The 18,678-nt window shown below is 31.6% G+C and carries 15 protein-coding genes; 11 read left to right on the forward strand and 4 right to left on the reverse strand.

The annotated features are described in order from the left end of the window. Positions 1 to 48: 48 nt before the first annotated feature. The 4 genes from FVF61_RS08485 to FVF61_RS08500 all read left to right on the forward strand — a co-directional run bounded on the left by FVF61_RS08485 (position 49) and on the right by FVF61_RS08500 (position 3,873). A complete protein-coding gene (locus FVF61_RS08485; protein WP_233586742.1) occupies positions 49 to 1,071 on the forward strand; it encodes a hypothetical protein in 1,023 nt (340 codons plus the stop codon). A gap of 195 nt (positions 1,072 to 1,266) precedes the next feature. After that, positions 1,267 to 2,097, forward strand: a complete 831-nt coding sequence (locus FVF61_RS08490) for a hypothetical protein (protein WP_148455294.1) — start codon at positions 1,267 to 1,269, stop codon at positions 2,095 to 2,097. A gap of 97 nt (positions 2,098 to 2,194) precedes the next feature. Next, complete coding sequence (locus tag FVF61_RS08495) at positions 2,195 to 2,647, forward strand: hypothetical protein (protein ID WP_148455296.1); 453 nt, start codon at positions 2,195 to 2,197, stop codon at positions 2,645 to 2,647. Positions 2,648 to 2,679: 32 nt separating this feature from the next. Then, positions 2,680 to 3,873: an NADH:flavin oxidoreductase gene (locus FVF61_RS08500; RefSeq protein ID WP_148455298.1), complete on the forward strand. Its 1,194-nt coding sequence runs from the start codon at positions 2,680 to 2,682 to the stop codon at positions 3,871 to 3,873. A 90-nt stretch (positions 3,874 to 3,963) separates the two neighbouring features. Here the strand turns inward: FVF61_RS08500 and htpG are convergent, their stop codons facing one another. Together htpG and FVF61_RS08510 are read right to left on the reverse strand one after the other, a co-directional pair. After that, positions 3,964 to 5,847, reverse strand: a complete 1,884-nt coding sequence (gene htpG, locus FVF61_RS08505) for a molecular chaperone HtpG (protein WP_148455300.1) — start codon at positions 5,845 to 5,847, stop codon at positions 3,964 to 3,966. A gap of 235 nt (positions 5,848 to 6,082) precedes the next feature. Continuing rightward, entirely contained in the window at positions 6,083 to 6,820 is a 738-nt protein-coding gene (locus tag FVF61_RS08510; protein ID WP_148455302.1) for a DUF2490 domain-containing protein, read from the reverse strand. A gap of 167 nt (positions 6,821 to 6,987) precedes the next feature. On the opposite strand from FVF61_RS08510, the gene FVF61_RS08515 reads away from it, so the two are divergent. Further along, positions 6,988 to 8,559 carry a GMC oxidoreductase gene (locus FVF61_RS08515; RefSeq protein WP_148455304.1) on the forward strand — a complete coding sequence of 524 codons (1,572 nt, stop codon included), beginning with the start codon at positions 6,988 to 6,990 and terminating at the stop codon, positions 8,557 to 8,559. 165 nt (positions 8,560 to 8,724) lie between these two features. Here FVF61_RS08515 and FVF61_RS08520 read toward each other — a convergent pair whose 3' ends face one another. Further along, the gene (locus FVF61_RS08520) at positions 8,725 to 11,157 is read right to left on the reverse strand and encodes an alpha/beta hydrolase family protein (RefSeq protein WP_148455306.1); all 2,433 of its coding nucleotides are present in this window, start codon (positions 11,155 to 11,157) and stop codon (positions 8,725 to 8,727) included. A 169-nt stretch (positions 11,158 to 11,326) separates the two neighbouring features. On the opposite strand from FVF61_RS08520, the gene FVF61_RS08525 reads away from it, so the two are divergent. After that, a complete protein-coding gene (locus FVF61_RS08525; RefSeq protein ID WP_148455308.1) occupies positions 11,327 to 12,337 on the forward strand; it encodes a 3-oxoacyl-ACP synthase III family protein in 1,011 nt (336 codons plus the stop codon). Positions 12,338 to 12,725: 388 nt separating this feature from the next. Further along, the gene (locus tag FVF61_RS08530) at positions 12,726 to 13,088 is read left to right on the forward strand and encodes a CoA-binding protein (RefSeq protein WP_148455310.1); all 363 of its coding nucleotides are present in this window, start codon (positions 12,726 to 12,728) and stop codon (positions 13,086 to 13,088) included. Here the strand turns inward: FVF61_RS08530 and FVF61_RS08535 are convergent. Beyond that, on the reverse strand, positions 13,059 to 14,501 hold the full coding sequence (locus tag FVF61_RS08535) for a sodium:solute symporter (RefSeq protein WP_148455312.1): 1,443 nt from the start codon (positions 14,499 to 14,501) through the stop codon (positions 13,059 to 13,061). The two genes, FVF61_RS08530 and FVF61_RS08535, sit on opposite strands and share 30 nt — an antisense overlap. A gap of 83 nt (positions 14,502 to 14,584) precedes the next feature. Between FVF61_RS08535 and recR the strand changes: the two genes are divergently transcribed. The 4 genes from recR (at position 14,585) to FVF61_RS08555 (ending at position 18,654) form a co-directional block, all read left to right on the forward strand. Then, positions 14,585 to 15,202, forward strand: a complete 618-nt coding sequence (gene recR / locus FVF61_RS08540) for a recombination mediator RecR (protein WP_148455314.1) — start codon at positions 14,585 to 14,587, stop codon at positions 15,200 to 15,202. Between the two features lie 10 nt (positions 15,203 to 15,212). Next, positions 15,213 to 16,319, forward strand: a complete 1,107-nt coding sequence (locus tag FVF61_RS08545) for a glycosyltransferase family 2 protein (RefSeq protein WP_148455316.1) — start codon at positions 15,213 to 15,215, stop codon at positions 16,317 to 16,319. Positions 16,320 to 16,399: 80 nt separating this feature from the next. Continuing rightward, positions 16,400 to 17,719, forward strand: coding sequence for a dihydrolipoamide acetyltransferase family protein (locus FVF61_RS08550; RefSeq protein ID WP_148455318.1), 1,320 nt, complete (start codon positions 16,400 to 16,402; stop codon positions 17,717 to 17,719). 158 nt (positions 17,720 to 17,877) lie between these two features. Next, positions 17,878 to 18,654: a 3'-5' exonuclease gene (locus tag FVF61_RS08555; protein WP_148455320.1), complete on the forward strand. Its 777-nt coding sequence runs from the start codon at positions 17,878 to 17,880 to the stop codon at positions 18,652 to 18,654. The last annotated feature ends 24 nt before the right edge of the window (positions 18,655 to 18,678 follow it).

The raw sequence follows: 18,678 nt of genomic DNA on the forward strand, positions 1-18,678 counted from the left end.
ATAAGTTTTTATTTAATGTGTTATATTTGATGAAGTTAAGATAATATTATGAAAAAACAAGCCTTTATTTTTCTAGTTATAAATATTTTTTTTAGTTCTGTAACTTTTTCTCAACTAGTAAAGGCAGATCTTTTTTCCAATCAAAGCATCCTTCCTTTAAAATTAAGTTATTCTAATAAGGAAGTTAAAAATAGCAAAGTTGATTCTATATATTTTAAAACTATAATCACTTATAAACTGCAAGATAATTCATGGGATTCTTTAGAGGTAGGAATTAGAAAAAGAGGTTATAGCAGATTAAGAAATTGCTATTTTGCGCCAATTAGAATGAAATTTAAAAAAGAGGATATAAAGAACACCATTTTTGAAGATAATAAAAAATTAAAACTAGTACTTCCTTGTTTAAAAGAATCTGATAATAATGATAATGTAGTAAAAGAATTTATTGCTTATAAAATTTACGAAATAATCTCTCCATATTACTTTAAAACACGTTTGGTAGATATTGATTACGAAGAAAATAAAGGAAGTAAAACAAAACCATTTAATTTAAAAGGTATTTTAAAGGAAGACGATAAAGATGTTGCTAAAAGATTTGATGGAAAAATATTTGAACGAGAATCAGTCAGCCCCTATGCTTTAGATTCCTTGACTTCAGTTAGAAATTCTTTTTTTAATTATTTAATAGGGAATACAGATTTTTCACAATCTCATTTACATAATGTGAAACTAATTTATATCGATAAAAGTATCGTGCCAATTTGTTATGATTTTGATATGAGTGGATTAGTAAATGCTAGTTATGCAGCAGTTTCTGAAACTGTAAATATTGAAAGCGTTACAGATAGAACCTATAGAGGAGTAAAAAGAAACCAACTACTTTACAATCAAGTTAGAAATGAATTTTTAGGACACAAATCACAAATCTTAAAGAGTATAAATGACACCGAAAAATATTTTGAAAGCTCTAAAGAATTCTCATCTTTAAAAACGTTTGTATTAGAATTTTTTGATGTTTTAAATAATGATGCCATGTTTAAACAACGCATAATTGACCAAGCAAGAGGTTAATAAGTATGGCATTTCTAGCAATTTTCAAATATTTAGATAAGTAAAACCCATCTTTCGGACAATGAAATAGTTGTTTCGTCCATAACTGCTTGATATCCTGATTCATAATATTGTATCTTTAATCATCTCCAAAGCTGATCCTTATCTTAAATGGATTTAGTATCTCCATTTATTATACAATTATTACTATAAAGTATGTCATTTTTACCATTTGCAATAGTTGCAAATAGTGCTATTAATCAATTAAATTCAAGTATTATGTTTAAAAAAAGTATCGCATCTATAATGATGCTAATTATGGTTTTAGGAGTTTCATTTGACACAGATGCACAGGAGTCAAAAGATTACACCATGTGGCAAAACGTGATGATAACTCCAGATTACACCAACCTTAAAGTGTTTGGTGAGAATATGCGAAAGCATAATGAAACATATCATAAAGATGGAAATTTCAATGCAACTGTCTTTAATATTTCAACTGGGCCAAATGCTGGAAGTATCATTTGGCAAATGGGACCTTTAATGTTTAAACACAACGATTCAAGACCTGAAGGCGCTCACGATATAGATTGGAGAGACAATGTCATGCCTTATGTTAAAAAAATTCATACTGTTGAGTATTGGTCTCAAGATGATGAATTAACAAATACAAATATGATTAGTGGGAAAATTGAAACTTATCCTATTTTATTTGTTAGAGTTATGAAAATTAAAGATGATGGACAGTATTTAATGAAAGATTTTTTCAAAAAAGTGAGTTCAACGTTAAAATCCATGCCTGGAGATAATCCTTGGGGATTATATTACAACGAGTTTATTCAAGGTGATATAGGAAGACATGTAGCTACTGTAAGTTTCAATAAAAACTGGGCAGAATTTGATGAAGATGGTCCGAATTTTAAAGAAGCTTTTGAGAAGCTTCATGGAAATAATAGCTTTCAAAACTTTCTTGATACTAGAGATAATCTATTTGATGATACCTATGATGAAATCTGGATTTACAATAAAGAATTAAGTGGAGACTAACCAGCAAACCAACCAATTTTTATTGATAGAATCCACCTTGTAAATTCAAGGTGGTTTTTATTTTTATTGCTTTTATTGAAATATTTAAAACATTAAGTTGAAAAGAAAATTAGCTTATTTTGTTTCATTATCATTTATAATTACCGATATTTCTCACCTATTAAAACACATGAAAAACGGTTCAAATAAATATTTTGATTATAAAATTGGTGTAGCTGGAGCCATTTTTATGGGAACAATTGTTTTCTGTATTAATTATTTTTCAACAACCCTTGTTATAGAATCCCTTACTGCAGCTTTAAAGCAAGCAGCTTATACCTTTATATTTGGAGGATTTTTAATGAATGGCTGCGAATACATTGCCACTCATATTAAAAAACGAAACAAGGCAATAGGGTTGGCCATTGTTATTCCTACAGTTTTTACACTGATTCTTACTACTGTCATGCATTTTTTAAAAGGTACACCAAAACCATTGGCATCTGTCATCCCAACATTAATGATTATTCCAGCAACTGCAGTTTGGGCTATGAGAAAAAGAAAAAAATAGATAATTATATTATGAAGAATAGTTGGTTTTAAATGGATAATAAAGCAAATAACATATTAACTTCCGGGAACATTGGAAACCTTGTTTTAAAAAATAGGATTATTAAAGCTGGTTGTTTTGAAGGCATGTCTCAAAATGGAGGTGTGACTCCAGAACTCATTGAACATCATAGAAAAATGGCAGCTGGTGGGACAGCCATGACAACTGTTGCTTACTGTTCAGTAAGTAAGGATGGACGTGCGTATGGACATGAAATGTGGATGCGTAAAGAACTTATTCCAGAGTTAAAATCATTAACTTCTAAAATCCAAGCTGAAGCTGCTTATGCATCCATACAACTTGGACATTGTGGCTATTTTGCAAGTAAACAAGTCATTGGTAAAAGATCTTTAGGCGCTTCTTCGAAATTTAATCTCTTTAGAATGTCTATTGCTAAAAAAATGAAGGCTACAGATATTCAAGAAAAAATAACCGATTTTATAAATGCTACCTCAATGGCTATTGAAGCTGGCTTTGATGCTGTTGAAATTCATGCTGGACATGGCTATTTAATAAGTCAGTTTTTGTCTCCTTACACAAATAACCGTAAGGATGAATATGGCGGCAGTCTAGAAAACAGATTGCGTTTTCCTCTTGAAATCATTAAAGGCATTCGAAAGAAAGTAGGAACGGATTTTCCAATTCTTATTAAAATGAATCTTTATGATGGTATCAAAGGAGGTTTAGAAATAAATGAAGCTATAGAAATAGCTAAAGCCTTTGAAACTGAAGGAGCAAGTGCGCTTATTCCAAGTAGCGGCTTTACATCTAAAACACCATTTTTAATGCTTCGCGGCAGATTGCCTATTTTCGAAATGGTTGCAAATCAATCTAGTTGGCTCATGAAACTTAGTTTAGCCTTATTTGGGAAACTAATAGTTCAAGAGTATACATATACTAGACTTTTTCATTTAAAAGAAGCTAAAAAAATAAAGACAGTAGTAAACATTCCTGTGATTTATATTGGTGGAATTAAAACCTCTGAAGATGTTGAAGAAGCACTCCAATCTGGATTTGATTTTGTGCAAATTGGTCGCGCTTTAATTCACGATAATAATTTTGTAAATCATATTGCTCAAAATTCAAGCAATCTAAATATCTGCGATACATGTAACCGTTGTGTTGCAGCCATGGATGGAGGAGGAGTGTATTGTGTTTCTAAAGTAACTGGTAACTATGTTGAATGATTTTTTTTTGCTTAAGTTCTTCTTGAATAAAATGTAAAAACCACCTTGTAAAAAGGCGGTTTTTTTAATATAACACTTATTATGTCAAGACTACTTGATCATCTCATAGCTACGTTTGATAAAGTTTGTTAATTCTTCACCTTTTAAAAGTCCTTGAGACAATCTGGCTAAGTCCAAACTTTGCGTAATTAAACGTTCTTGTTTCTTCTTCGTTTTAGTAGCTAAAATTTCGCCAACTAATTCAGAATTCGTGTTTACAACCAAGTTATACATATCTGGCATATTACCCATTCCAAACATACCACCTCCAGTTTGCTGCATTTCTTTCATTCTACGCATAAATTCCGGTTGCGTAATCATAAATGGGGTAGAAGTATTGTCCATAGTTTCTAATTGTACAGAGAATTTTTCTGCAGGAATCACTTCTTTTAAAATGGTTTCTAATTCTGTTTTTTGCTCATCGGTTAATTTTGAAATCTTGGTATCGTCTTTCTTAATTAAATTGTCAATATGATCTGCATCTACACGAGTAAAGGTGATATTTTCTTTAGTAGATTCCAGTTTTTGCATTAAATGACTTATAATTGGAGAGTCTAATAATAATACTTCATATCCTTTTGCAGTAGCTGCTTCAATATAGCTATGTTGAGCATCTTCGTTAGAAGCATATAGAATTACTAGTTTTCCATCTTTATCTGTTTGATTTGCTTTTATTTTGTTGAAAAGTTCTTCGTAGGTATAATATTTCCCATCAACCGTTGGATATAGTGCAAAAGCATCTGCCTTTTCAAAGAATTTATCTTCTGATAGCATGCCGTATTCAATCACTATTTTAATATCGTTCCATTTAGCTTCAAAATCTTCTCTATTGTTGTTGAATAAGGATTTCAGTTTATCAGCAACTTTTCTGGTAATGTAAGAAGATATCTTTTTAACTGCTCCATCAGCTTGTAGATAAGAACGAGACACATTTAATGGAATGTCTGGAGAATCTATAACACCACGTAACATGGTTAAGAATTCTGGCACAATGCCTTCTACATTATCTGTTACAAAAACCTGATTTTGATATAATTGTATTTTATCCTTTTGAATGTTTAAATCGGTAGTCATCTTAGGGAAATACAAGATTCCAGTTAAGTTAAACGGATAATCTACATTTAAATGAATGTGAAATAAAGGTTCTTCAAATTGTGTTGGATACAATTCTCTATAGAAACTTTTATAGTTTTCGTCTTCTAAATCTGCAGGTTGTTTGGTCCATGCAGGATTAGGATTGTTGATGATGTTATCAACGGTTTCCTTTTTAGGTTTTGCGTCTTTTGGAGCATCTTCTGCTAAAGGAATAGTCACTTCTTTGGTTCCAAATTTAATTGGAATAGGCATAAACTTGTTATACTTAGTAAGTAAACTGTTAATGCGAGCTTCTTCTAAAAACTCAGTTGAATCTTCAGCTATATGAAGAATGATTTCTGTTCCTCTTTCAGTTTTGTCATGAGGTTCTAAAGTAAATTCTGGGCTACCATCGCAAGTCCAGATAACTGCAGGTTCATCTTTAAATGATTTGGTGATGATATCTACTTTTTCAGCAACCATAAAGGCCGAATAGAAACCAAGACCAAAATGACCGATAATTCCAGAATCTTTTCCAGAATCTTTATACTTGTCTAAAAACTCTTCAGCGCCAGAAAAAGCAATTTGATTGATGTATTTTTCAACTTCATCAGCAGTCATCCCTATACCTTGATCGATAATATGAAGTTTTTTTCCTTTTTTATCGATTTTAATTTCAATTTGTGGATTGCCATATTCTACTTTTGCATCACCTATGCTTGTTAAGTGTTTTAATTTTAATGTCGCATCTGTAGCGTTACTAATTAACTCACGTAAAAAGATTTCGTGATCACTATATAAGAATTTTTTTATGAGAGGGAAGATGTTTTCTACCGATACATTAATGTTTCCTTTTGTCATAATTTGTTTATTTGTCATTCCTACGTAGGAAGGAATCTTAATTAATACTTATTTTATAATACTTTTAGTGTATTGTCAAAAAAAATACCAAGTATGATAATATGACAAACTGACATTTTAAATAAATAATAAACACATTAATTAGAAATAAAAAACGTTTTAAACTGGATTGTTGATAAAATATTTTTTTAGTTAAATAAAATATTTGCTTTGGACTTGAAAAATAAAAAACACGTTAAGAATCTGCTCTATATTTTTTATTAGCAGTTTTATAACCTGTAGAGAACGGAATTTGTATATGAATTACTTGGTCACTTAAATTTGGAGAGTTTCTATTAACTTCAAACCTATATAAATAACCAACTTCTATATCCATAAAATCGTTTATATGAAAACCATAAGATAATCTAAACCTTACTTGCTCAAAACCTTCAACAGGACCTGTACCTTTATTAACTAAATTGAATCTAACTTCAGAATAACCGGTAAGGTAATTTTGTTTTTTTCCAATAGGGATATGATAATTAAATAAGTATCTGATTCGTGGAATTATACCTTCAATTCCTTGATAAAAGCGTTCTTCTAATCGAAAGTTTTGACTTATGCTAAACTTATTAAAACTTTTTGGAAATAATACTTCTTGCCATGGCTCCCACTCATTTGATGACGTTGGTCTATAGATATATTTAAACCCAAAATTTAATCCTATTTTTTCATTAAAATTAACTCTTCCGTTTAACTTTACTATAACTTGATTTAATTTGCTAATATCATCTTGAAATCGGGTTTCTTCCTGAAGATTTAGAGACCATTTTTCGTTAAAATGATTGGTTAAACGCACCACATTCCAAGACTGTAAATCAGGATCAGTGTTTTGAGCATAGACTGAAGAATACATGATAGTTAACAAAATAAAGAAAAATAGGATTCTTTTATTTTGAACAATAAGTTCTTGGTAAATATGATGTCTCATAATTTCAATCTTTTGGTACAAATCTAAAAAAAAAAAGGAAACAATAAGACTATCTATTTACTATTCAAATTTTAGATAATTTAATAATTAATATCTTTAAATAATCTAAGAAATTATAAAAGTCAATATTGTATCTTTAATCTATAAACTTAAACAATAGAATTAGTGTGAAGTTAGATTATGATTATGCGATTATTGGAAGTGGTTTTGGAGGATCGGTAAGTGCTTTACGACTTTCAGAAAAAGGCTATAAAGTTCTGGTTATTGAAAAAGGAAAATGGTTTAAAGACAAAGACTTCCCTAAAACCAATTGGAATTTAAAACAATGGCTTTGGGAACCGAAAGCAAGACTTCATGGCATTTTTAAAATAACCTTTTTAAATCATGTCACAGTTCTTTCTGGTGTTGGTGTTGGAGGTGGCTCTCTAACCTATGCGAATACCTTACCAATACCAAAAACAGAATTTTTTAAAACTGGGAGTTGGGCATGCTTAAACGATTGGGAAACCAATCTAAAGCCATATTATGATACGGCTTATACCATGTTAGGCGCAAATACAAATCCAAAACTTTACGAATCAGATTTACTAATAAAGGACTTAGCAAAAGATATTGGAAAAGAAGCTTATTTTGAAGCCACTAAAGTAGCCGTCTATTTTGGGGAAGCTGGTAAAACAGTAGCAGATCCTTACTTTAATGGTAAAGGTCCAGATAGAACAGGTTGTGTGTTTTGTGGTGCTTGTATGACAGGTTGTAGATACAATGCTAAAAACACTTTGGATAAAAATTATCTATATCTGGCACAACAATTAGGTGCTGAAATTATTGCTGAAAAAGAAGTTTTTAATGTATCTGTTTTGGGGAAAGATGATGGTTCAGATGGTTACAAAATAGATTATAAATCTAGTATTGGAAAAAGAAGCATTGAAAGCGTTACAGCAAAAGGAGTTATTTTTTCTGGAGGTGTCATGGGAACCGTTCCATTATTATTAAAATTGAAAGAAACCTCCTTGCCAAACTTGTCTAATGCTGTCGGGAAAAATATTAGAACCAATAATGAGTCTTTGTTATTAGTGACATCCACAGATAAAAATCCAAAAGATTATTCCAAAGGAATAGCTATTGGTTCTATTTTGCATACTGATGAAAACAGTCATTTAGAACCAGTTCGTTATGGAGAAGGTTCTAGTTTTTCAAAAGCATTGACCATGCCAACCATTCATAACAAATTTGCAATTTTTAGATTGTTAGGCATAATCGGATTATTTTTTAAACAGCCATCACGATTTTTTAAAACCATCTTTTCTAAAAAATATGCACAACGAACAACTATCCTTTTATTTATGCAAACTTTAGATAGTACGCTACAAATTAAGTTAGGTAAGTTTACCAAAATGAAAACTGTTAAAGAATCTGGACCAAAACCAATTGCTTTTATTCCAGAAGCTATGGAATTAGGAAAAAAAGTTGCCAAGAAAGTGAATGGGATTCCGTATGCTAATTTTACAGATGCTTTATTAGGAACTCCAACTACAGCTCATATTTTGGGTGGAGCAGTTATGGCAAAAGACGCTTCAAGAGGAGTGATTGATAAACACAATAAGGTCTTTGGCTACAAAAACATGTTGGTTTGTGATGGCTCCATGATATCAGCAAATCCTGGGGTAAATCCATCTTTATCCATTACAGCTATTTCAGAACATGCCATGAGTCAAATAGATTCAATTAATGTTGTTTAATAATAATAATTTAAAATGTGTCATTCCGACAATAGGAGGAATCTATTAGAAATATTTCTAAATAGTAGATTTCTCACTGCGTTCGAAATGACATACATACTCGAAAAGATATTAAAACAAAAAAACCACCAATTTGGTGGTTTTTTTATTCTTAAAAAGTTTTAGTTAATTTGTTCCTTCAGGTGTTTCTGGTCTGTTTTTTACATTATTCTCTAGCCATGTGTCTTGTTCCCAAAGCATATGAAGAATAGATTCTTCTGCTACATACCCATGACTTTCCTTTGGTAACATCACCAATCTAACAGGAGCTCCTAATCCTTTTAAAGCATTAAAATAACGTTCACTTTGTAAAGGATAAGTTCCCGAATTATTGTCTGCTTCTCCATGGATTAAAAGTAAAGGGGTTTTCATGGTATCTGCATGCATAAATGGAGACATGTTATAGTAAATCTCTGGAGCTTCCCAATAATTACGTTCTTCACTCTGGAATCCAAAAGGAGTTAATGTTCTATTATAAGCACCACTTCTCGCAATTCCAGCAGCAAAAAGATTGGAATGCGATAGTAAATTGGCTGTCATAAAGGCGCCATAACTATGTCCACCAACTGCTACTTTGTTTCTGTCAATATAACCTAATTCATCTACTGCATCTATAGCTGCTTTTGCATTAGCTACTAATTGAATAATGAATGAGTCGTTAGGTTCTTCATCTCCTTCTCCAACAATTGGGAATGAAGCATCGTCTAACACTACATAACCCCTAGTTACCCAATAAATTGGCGAACCATACCAAGGATAAGTAAACTCGTTGGAGCTTTTAGTATTTTGTCCAGCACTGTTTTTGTCTTTAAATTCTTCAGGATAAGCCCACATAACCATTGGATGTTTTTTTCCAGCTTCATAATCTGTTGGTAAATAAAGTGTTCCAGTTAATTCCAAGCCATCTGCACGTTTGTATTTTATTACTTCTTTTTGAACATTTTGAATGCTCATAAATGGGTTTTCAAATTCTGTTAATGGAATTAATCCTATTTTCTTTTTTATATTTCTTATATAATAATTTGGGTATTCATTTTTAGATTCTATTCTTACAATATATTCACCTTGTTTGGCATTTAAAGCCATAGAAATATCTTCAAGTTGATCGGTTAATTTAGAATGATATAGTCTATTGGTTTCAAGAGTTTCAAGATTTATTTCATCTATAAAAGGAAATTTCCCAGCTTCGCTATAACCATCTCCAATTAAATAAGCATTGTTATTATCCAAGGCTAAAACATATTCATCGAAATCGTTTTTTGTAGAAACAAAACTACCAGGATTATTATAGACATCTTGATAATTTCTGTCGAAAACAATTTTTGTTTCTTGATTATTATCTGATGGATTAAATAAATAAGTTCTGGTATTCCTAGTATTCCACCAATAATCATGTGCTAAAGCTGTATCGTCATTTCCCCATTGGATATATCTAAAGCGATCTTTAGTCTTTAAAAGCGATGTTACTTTGCCAGTAAAAGGGGCTTCTTGCATAAAAACTTCATCTCTAAAAGGGACTTCGTTTTCAGGATCTCCACCATCTAAAACTTCTGCCCAAACTAAGGTTGCAGGTTTGTCGTTTCTCCAAGAAATATCTCGCTTTCCAGTTCGTTCTGCCATAAAGCCCTTTGGTAAGTCTTCAATTAAAGGCACCACTAAAAAGGTATTTACAAAATCGCCATTTGCTTTATAGATTGTAGTTGTAGATGGGAACCTGTAATAAGGAACTAAATAAGAAAAAGGTCTATTAATAGTTGTAACCATAACATAATTACCATCTGGAGAAAAAGATAAATCGCGATACATATCGATTTTTTTCCAAAGACTTGAAGTGCCATCGATATTAAATTTATATAATTCTGCTTGAGCTAATAGCTCAAAATTATATTCATCGTTTTTATTTTTAAGTAAATCTTGATAGGTTCTGTTTTGAGCTTCAACACCAGCTTCACTAATGGAAATAGTTGGTCCTGTTGGCACAGCTTCTTTAGTATCTATTAATGCTTTTCTATTAGAAGGTAGCATACTTACTAAAAGAGATTTGCTATCTTTAAACCAAGTAATTGGATTTCCCATATTGGCATTTATATTAGCCTGACTAATTTTTGTAGCCTTAGCATTCTTTATATCTAAAACCCAAAGTTCAACTCCAGAAGTTAGCGTATTAGTAAAAGCCATATACTCTTGGTTTGGCGACCATGAAAAGTTGGCTAATCTTTTGTTGTCTGGTAATCCATTTACATTTTGTGGGTTTCCGTCTTGACCAATTCTAATTGTAATATCATTGTAATAGGTAGTTCTACTTCCAATATTAGTAACAGGATTGATGCGTAATCCTCCTAAGCGCATTTCGGTTTCAGATAGTTCTTCAATACTTTTAAAATTGCTTCTATATAAAAAGACAATGTTATTTCCTTTACTATCCATTCTAATGCTTGGAGCTAAAGGAGCTTCGGCAAGTTCTAGAATGTTTTGATGAGGTTTTTGATAAGTTAAATTTTCTTGTCCGAAACTTAAAAAAGTAACAAACAAAAACAGGTGAAATAAAGATGTTTTCATGTGGTTTGTATTTTGGTTTTTAAAGCTACTAAAACTTAGGATTGAAATTATTAAAAGCGTGTTAAAAAGATGAAATTTTATGAAATTTATATTTAAAATCAATAATTATGAGAATACTATTTTTAATGATTAAATTGCAAACCTGATTAAATAACTAAATTGTTTATTTATGTATAATTCAAAAATTATTGGTTTAGGAAAATATGTTCCTGATAATGTGGTGACTAATGATGATTTGTCAAAAATGATGGACACCAACGATGCATGGATTCAAGAACGTACCGGAATTAAAGAAAGACGTTGGGTAAAACCAGGCTCTGGAGATACTACCTCTGTTATGGGTGTTAAAGCAGCCAAAATTGCTATAGAACGAGCTGGAATAGATAAAGATGATATAGATTTTATTGTTTTTGCAACTTTAAGCCCTGATTACTATTTTCCTGGTCCAGGAGTTTTTGTTCAAAAAGAATTAGATATTAAAACAGTTGGAGCCTTAGATGTACGTAATCAATGTTCTGGTTTTGTATATGCTCTGTCTGTAGCAGATAATTTTATTAAAACTGGTATGTATAAAAATGTGTTGGTAATAGGCAGCGAATTACATTCTCATGGATTGGATAAGACTGATAGAGGTAGAGGTGTTTCGGTAATTTTTGGAGATGGAGCAGGAGCTGCAGTTTTAACTAGAGAAGAAGATAATTCTAAAGGTATTTTATCGACGCATTTGCATTCGCAAGGAGAATATGCTGAAGAATTAGTAGTGAAAGCTCCAGGAATGGGAACACGTTGGGTAACAGATATTCTAGCAGAAAACAATCCAGAAGATGAAAGTTATTTCCCATATATGAATGGGCAATTTGTATTTAAAAATGCCGTAGTTCGTTTTAGTGAAGTAATTAATGAAGGTTTGAAAAAAAATAATTTGAAGGTAGATGATATTAATATGTTAATTCCACATCAGGCCAATTTAAGAATCGCTCAGTTTATTCAAAATAAGTTCAAACTTTCAGACGACCAAGTATTTAATAATATTCAGAAATATGGAAACACAACAGCTGCTTCTATACCAATTGCGTTAACCGAAGCTTGGGAAGAAGGAAAAATAAAAGAAGGAGACACTGTAGTACTTGCTGCTTTTGGTAGTGGCTTTACTTGGGGAAGCGTTATTATAAAATGGTAAATGGAAATAAAGTTTAAAAGAAAAAGCCTCGAATCAAGTCTGTTTCGAGGCTTTCCTACTATTAACCAATTTTAACTAACACTAACCATAAAAAGTTTTTTATAGTTACTAATTACTTAAAAACTTATCACTTATTATATAGACGTAAAAAAGCTGTTTTTATTTCATAGATTTGAATATTTAACTATCATTTAACAATTTTAAATTAAAAACCCAAAGCTTTTGCTTTGGGTTTTCTCCATCTAATAGTCAGACTTAACACTAACCATCAACTATTATGTTGACTATTAAATATATTGGATATGAATTTGTTTTTTGTTATTATTAAATAGACGTCTATTTTTGAAAACTGTTACTCTTTTTAACAATACTTAACAAAATTTAACAAATGAAAAAGAAAACATTAGTTATTGGAGCTTCTTTAAAACCAGATAGATATTCAAATTTAGTAATACATAGATTGATTCAATCTGGTCATAAAGTGGTTGCTTTTGGGATAAAACAAGGAACAGTAAATGGTGTACAAATTGACACCGATTTAATGCCTTATAAGGATATTGATATAGTAACCCTTTACTTAAACCCAAACAATCAAAAAGCTTATTACGATTATATTTTATCTCTTAAACCAAAACGTGTTATTTTTAATCCAGGAACAGAAAATCCGGAGTTTTATAATATTTTAAAATTGAATAAAATTGATTTTGAAGTTGCTTGTACGTTAGTTTTGCTTTCTACGAATCAATATTAACCCAAAGAAAGTTAAAAATCCGTTTAAGATTAAAATAAAGAATCCAAATTCAAATCCAAACCATATCGAGCTATTCACACTTATTATATAAGATAATATTGGTGAAAGAATAGCAATCATTGGAACCAATCTGTCTTTTACTTGCCATTTTGTAAACAGACCAAAAGCATAAAGTCCTAGTAAAGGTCCATACGTATAACCTGCAAAAACAAAAAGTTTAGCAATAACACTTTCATCTTTAATTAGGTATTTGAATGAGATAATTACCAGAATTAATATTAAAGAGAACAAAATATGAATTTGCTTTCTTTTGGCTATTTGTGCTTTTTCGTCATGTTTCTTTTCAATATCTAAAATATCTATACTAAAAGAGGTTGTTAACGCTGTTAAAGCACTATCTGCACTACTATAAGCTGCTGCTATTAATCCGATAAGGAAGAAAACAAAAACACCAATTCCTAAATGGTTTTTTGCCAAGATTGGAAACAAATCGTCTTTATGAGCATCAATCCCATTTTGCTGTGCATAAACTGTTAATAGTAAACCTAAACATAAAAAGATAAAGTTAACTACTGTTAGAACGATAGTAAACCAAAACATGTTTTTTTGAGCATCTTTAAGCGTCTTACAAGTCAGGTTTTTCTGCATCATGTCTTGGTCCAAACCTGTCATCACAATGGCAATAAAAGCTCCTGAAATAAATTGCTTCCAAAAATAATTACTGGATTTAAAATCGTCGAAAAAGAAGGTTTTAGATAATTCGCTATCTAATACATAACCTAATATATTGCCTCCTGTTAATCCCAATTCATCACTAACAAAATAAATGGTCACGCCAACTGCAATTAACATAAATAGCGTTTGAAGCGTATCTGTCCAAACAATGGTTTTTATGCCAGATTTAAAGGTGTACAACCAAATAAGTAAGACAGTTATAATGACGGTTTGCCAAAAAGCAATGCCAATTTCATCAAAAAGAATTACCTGTAATACGTTTGCCACTAGAAACAGCCTAAAACTAGCTCCAACAACTCTCGAAATTAAGAAAAAACTAGCTCCAGTTTTATAAGAATAATTCCCAAACCGTTCTTCTAAATAGGTGTAAATAGAAGTTAAATTAAGCTTGTAATATAGAGGTAATAAAACGGTTCCTATAACTAAATATCCAACAATATAACCCAGAACCACTTGCATATAGCTAAACTGCGAGGCTTCTATCCAGCCAGGAACAGAAATAAAAGTGACTCCAGAAAGTGAGGCTCCAATCATACCAAAAGCCACAACAAACCAAGGTGATTTTTTGTTTCCTTTAAAAAAGGCATCATTTCCAGAATTTTTTCCGGTGAAATATGAGATTAAAATTAAAACTCCAAAATAGGAAAGTATAAGTAGGATAATTTGTGTAGCATTCATAGAAACTAGTTTTCAGATGCCAAAATACGTAAAAGTTGATAAGAATTTGAAACAAGTTAAGAATAAATAGTAAATTCGCAGCCATGGAATTTTCATCTAAACTTTTAGAAAAAGCAGTCAACGAAATGTCACAATTACCAGGAATTGGTAAACGTACAGCATTGCGTTTGGTTCTCCATTTACTTAGACAGCCTGAAGGTCAAACCCTTCAGTTAACAAAGGCTTTAGAATCTATGAGAACTGATATTAAATTCTGTAAAAGCTGCAATAATATTAGTGATAATGAGATTTGTGAAATTTGTGCCAATCCACACAGAACAAACGAAATTATTTGTGTGGTTGAAGATATACGAGATGTTATGGCAATAGAAAACACCAGTTCATTTAGAGGCTTGTATCATGTTCTAGGTGGAAAAATTTCACCCATGGATGGCATTGGTCCAAACGATTTAAACATACAACCCTTAGTCGAAAAAGTAAAACAAGGAACCGTTAAAGAGCTTATTTTTGCACTAGGTTCAACTATGGAAGGAGATACCACCAATTTTTACATCTATAGACAAATTCAAGATTATAAAATCACAACTTCAACCATTGCTCGAGGGATTTCGGTTGGAAATGAATTGGAGTATACAGACGAAATTACTCTTGGAAGAAGCATTATTAATCGCATTCCTTTTGAAGCATCTTTAAAATCTTGATAAGAATTATTTGAAATTATCTATCATCATATTAAACTATAATGTACGCTATTTTTTAGAGCTTTGTCTAAGTAGTGTGGAAGCAGCAATTTCTAATATAGATGCCGAAATTATAGTAGTTGATAATAATTCTCTAGACGATAGCTGCCAAATGGTCAAACAATTATTTCCAAAGGTAAAACTCATAGAGAATAAATCTAATGATGGGTTTTCTAAAGGAAATAATATTGGAGTGAAACATGCTCAAGGCGAATATCTTTGTATTTTAAATCCAGATACTGTTGTTGCTGAAGACACCTTTGAAATTCTTTTAAAATTTGCTGAAACTAAAGCAGATTTAGGAATTGTAGGTTGCAAATTAATTGATGGAAAAGGACAGTTTCTACCTGAAAGCAAGCGTAATATTCCAACGCCAATAGTTTCAATAAAAAAGATTTTAGGCTATACAAAACCGTATTATGCTACTCAGATAAATGAAAACGAAATAGGAAAAGCGCCAATTTTTGTGGGAGCTTTTATGCTATTAAAAAGAGATGTTTATCTTGAAGTAGGAGGTTTTGATGAAGATTATTTTATGTATGGCGAAGATTTAGATCTGTCTTATAAAATATTAAAAGCAGGTTATCAAAATTATTACAATCCTAAGACTACAGTAGTTCATTTTAAAGGCGAAAGCACATTAAAAGATAAAACCTATGCCAAACGTTTTAACGGTTCTATGCAATTGTTTTTCGAAAAGCATTTTAAACCAAATGGGTTTTTTAATCTACTTATCTGGGTTGGTATTAAAATAGTTTCCATATTTTTTCCAAAAGCTGAAGAATCATCTAAAAATGTTCAAGAATATGTGCTTGTTTCAAATAAAGAAAATCTGGAACTTGAAAGCTCATTAAACAAAAAAATGACAGTTCTCAATTCAGTGACAAACTATTTTCCAAACTTCGAATATATTTTGGATATACATTTTTTAGGTTACAAAAAAGCAATTGATTTACTAACTAATAACACTAAAAAACAATCAAGCACATTTATGTTTTTGCTTAAAAATTCTAAGTTTATTTTAGGTAGTAATAGCTCTAAAAGTCGAGGTGAAGTCATTCATATAAAAAATAATTAATTAAAGAAACTGTAATAGATTCAATGAAATTTCATTAATTTTGCAGTCATTATTTAAAAAACAACCATTCCATTACAGATATGGCAAAATTTGAATTAACACTCCCAAAAATGGGTGAAAGCGTTGCTGAAGCTACCATTACTTCTTGGTTAAAAGAAGTTGGTGATACCATTGAAGCAGACGAAGCAGTTCTTGAAATTGCAACAGATAAAGTAGATAGCGAAGTTCCTAGTGAAGTTACAGGTGTTTTAGTTGAAAAATTATTCAATGTAGACGATGTAGTTCAAGTAGGACAAGTTATTGCAATTATTGAAACAGATGCTCAAGGCTCAGTTGAAGCTGCTCCAAAAACAGAACCAGTAAAGCAAGTAGTTGCAGAACAAGTTGCTGTTGCTCAAGTTTCTCAAGCAGTTGAGACTACTAAAGAAACAGTTGCTGCTGTAAGTTCATCGGAAGATAGATTTTATTCACCTTTAGTTAAAAATATTGCGAAACAAGAAGGCGTTTCTCAAACAGAATTAGATGCAATCTCAGGAACTGGAAAAGATGGTCGTGTCACTAAAAACGACATTCTTGCACATTTAGAGTCTAGAAGAAGTGCTGCTCCACAAATAGCAAAAATGGTTGGAACTCCAAAGGCAGCTCCCGCTAAGACAGAAAAACCTGCTGCAGCTCCAGTTATGGCTAGTGGTGACGACGAGATTATAGAAATGACCAGAATGGGCAAAATTATTGCACATCACATGGTTGAGTCTGTTCAAACATCTGCTCACGTACAGAGTTTTATTGAAGCAGATGTTACTAAAATATGGAATTGGCGTAATAAAGTAAAAGATGCTTTTGCAAAACGTGAAGGCGAAAATTTAACCTTTACTCCAATCTTTATGGAAGCTGTTGCAAAAGCAATTCGCGATTTCCCAATGATAAATATCTCAATTCAAGGAGATACCATTGTTAAGAAAAAACATATCAATTTGGGTATGGCTGCTGCTTTAGGTGATGGAAACTTAATTGTTCCTGTTATTAAAGATGCAGACCAACTTAACTTAGTTGGTATGACTAAAAAGGTAAACGATTTAGCCAATAGAGCCAGATTAAACCAATTGAAACCAGACGATATTCAAGGTGGAACTTATACAGTTACTAACGTTGGAACTTTTGGTAGCATCATGGGAACACCTATTATCAATCAGCCACAAGTAGCTATTTTAGCACTTGGAGCCATTAGAAAAGTGCCTGCAGTTGTAGAAACTCCTGAAGGCGATTTTATAGGAATCCGTTACAAAATGTTCTTATCACATTCTTACGACCACAGAGTTGTAAATGGAGCACTTGGAGGCCAATTTGTAAAAGCCGTTAAAGATTATTTAGAGGCTTGGGATTCTAATAGAGAGATTTAGAAACTGTTATTCCCATTTGCCACACTGAGCTTGTCGAAGTGTTGTCTAGGAATCTCATATAAAACAAAAAGCACAATTTTAGGATTGTGCTTTTTGTTTTAATCTTTAGGCAACCCTTTTTTATTTATTCTCATTATCTTTGCCCAAAATAAAATTGCATGCAACTTAATCTTACAAAACCCATCTGCTTTTTCGATTTGGAAACCACTGGAGTTAATATTTCAAATGACAGAATTGTGGAAATTTCCATTTTAAAAGTCTATCCAGATGGCAAAGAAGAACGCTATACACGTCTGGTAAATCCTACCATTCCCATTCCTGCCGAAGTCACCAAAATTCATGGTATTTCAGATGCTAATGTAGCAGATAAACCAACCTTTAAAGAGTTGGCCAAAGAAATTAATAACCTGATTAAAGATTCAGATTTAGGTGGTTTTAATTCCAATAGATTTGATATTCCGTTGTTGGCTGAAGAAATGCTTCGTGCTGATATCGATTTCGATATGAAAAACAGACAATCTGTAGATGTGCAAACTATTTTTCATAAAATGGAACAAAGAACTCTAGTTGCTGCTTACAAATTTTATTGCGATAAAAACCTGGATGATGCACATAGTGCAGAAGCAGATACCTTGGCTACCTACGAAGTTTTAAAAGCTCAAGTTGCTAAATATGACACTTTAGAAAACGATACCAAGTTTTTAGCAGAATTTAGCTCACGTAAAAAGTTTGCCGATTTTGCTGGATTCCTTATCTATAATAAAGAAGGCGAAGAATGCTTTTCGTTCGGGAAACATAAAGGAAAACGTGTGGTAGATGTGTTAGAAAACGAACCTGGTTATTTTGGATGGTTGCTAAATGCCGATTTTCCATTATATACAAAAAAGGTATTGACATCTATTAAATTGAGGTCTTTTAATAACAAATTAGATTAATTTGTCATTCCTGCGAGGCAGGAA

Source organism: Xanthomarina maritima (genome assembly GCF_008084905.1).
GTDB classification, from domain to species: domain Bacteria; phylum Bacteroidota; class Bacteroidia; order Flavobacteriales; family Flavobacteriaceae; genus Xanthomarina; species Xanthomarina maritima.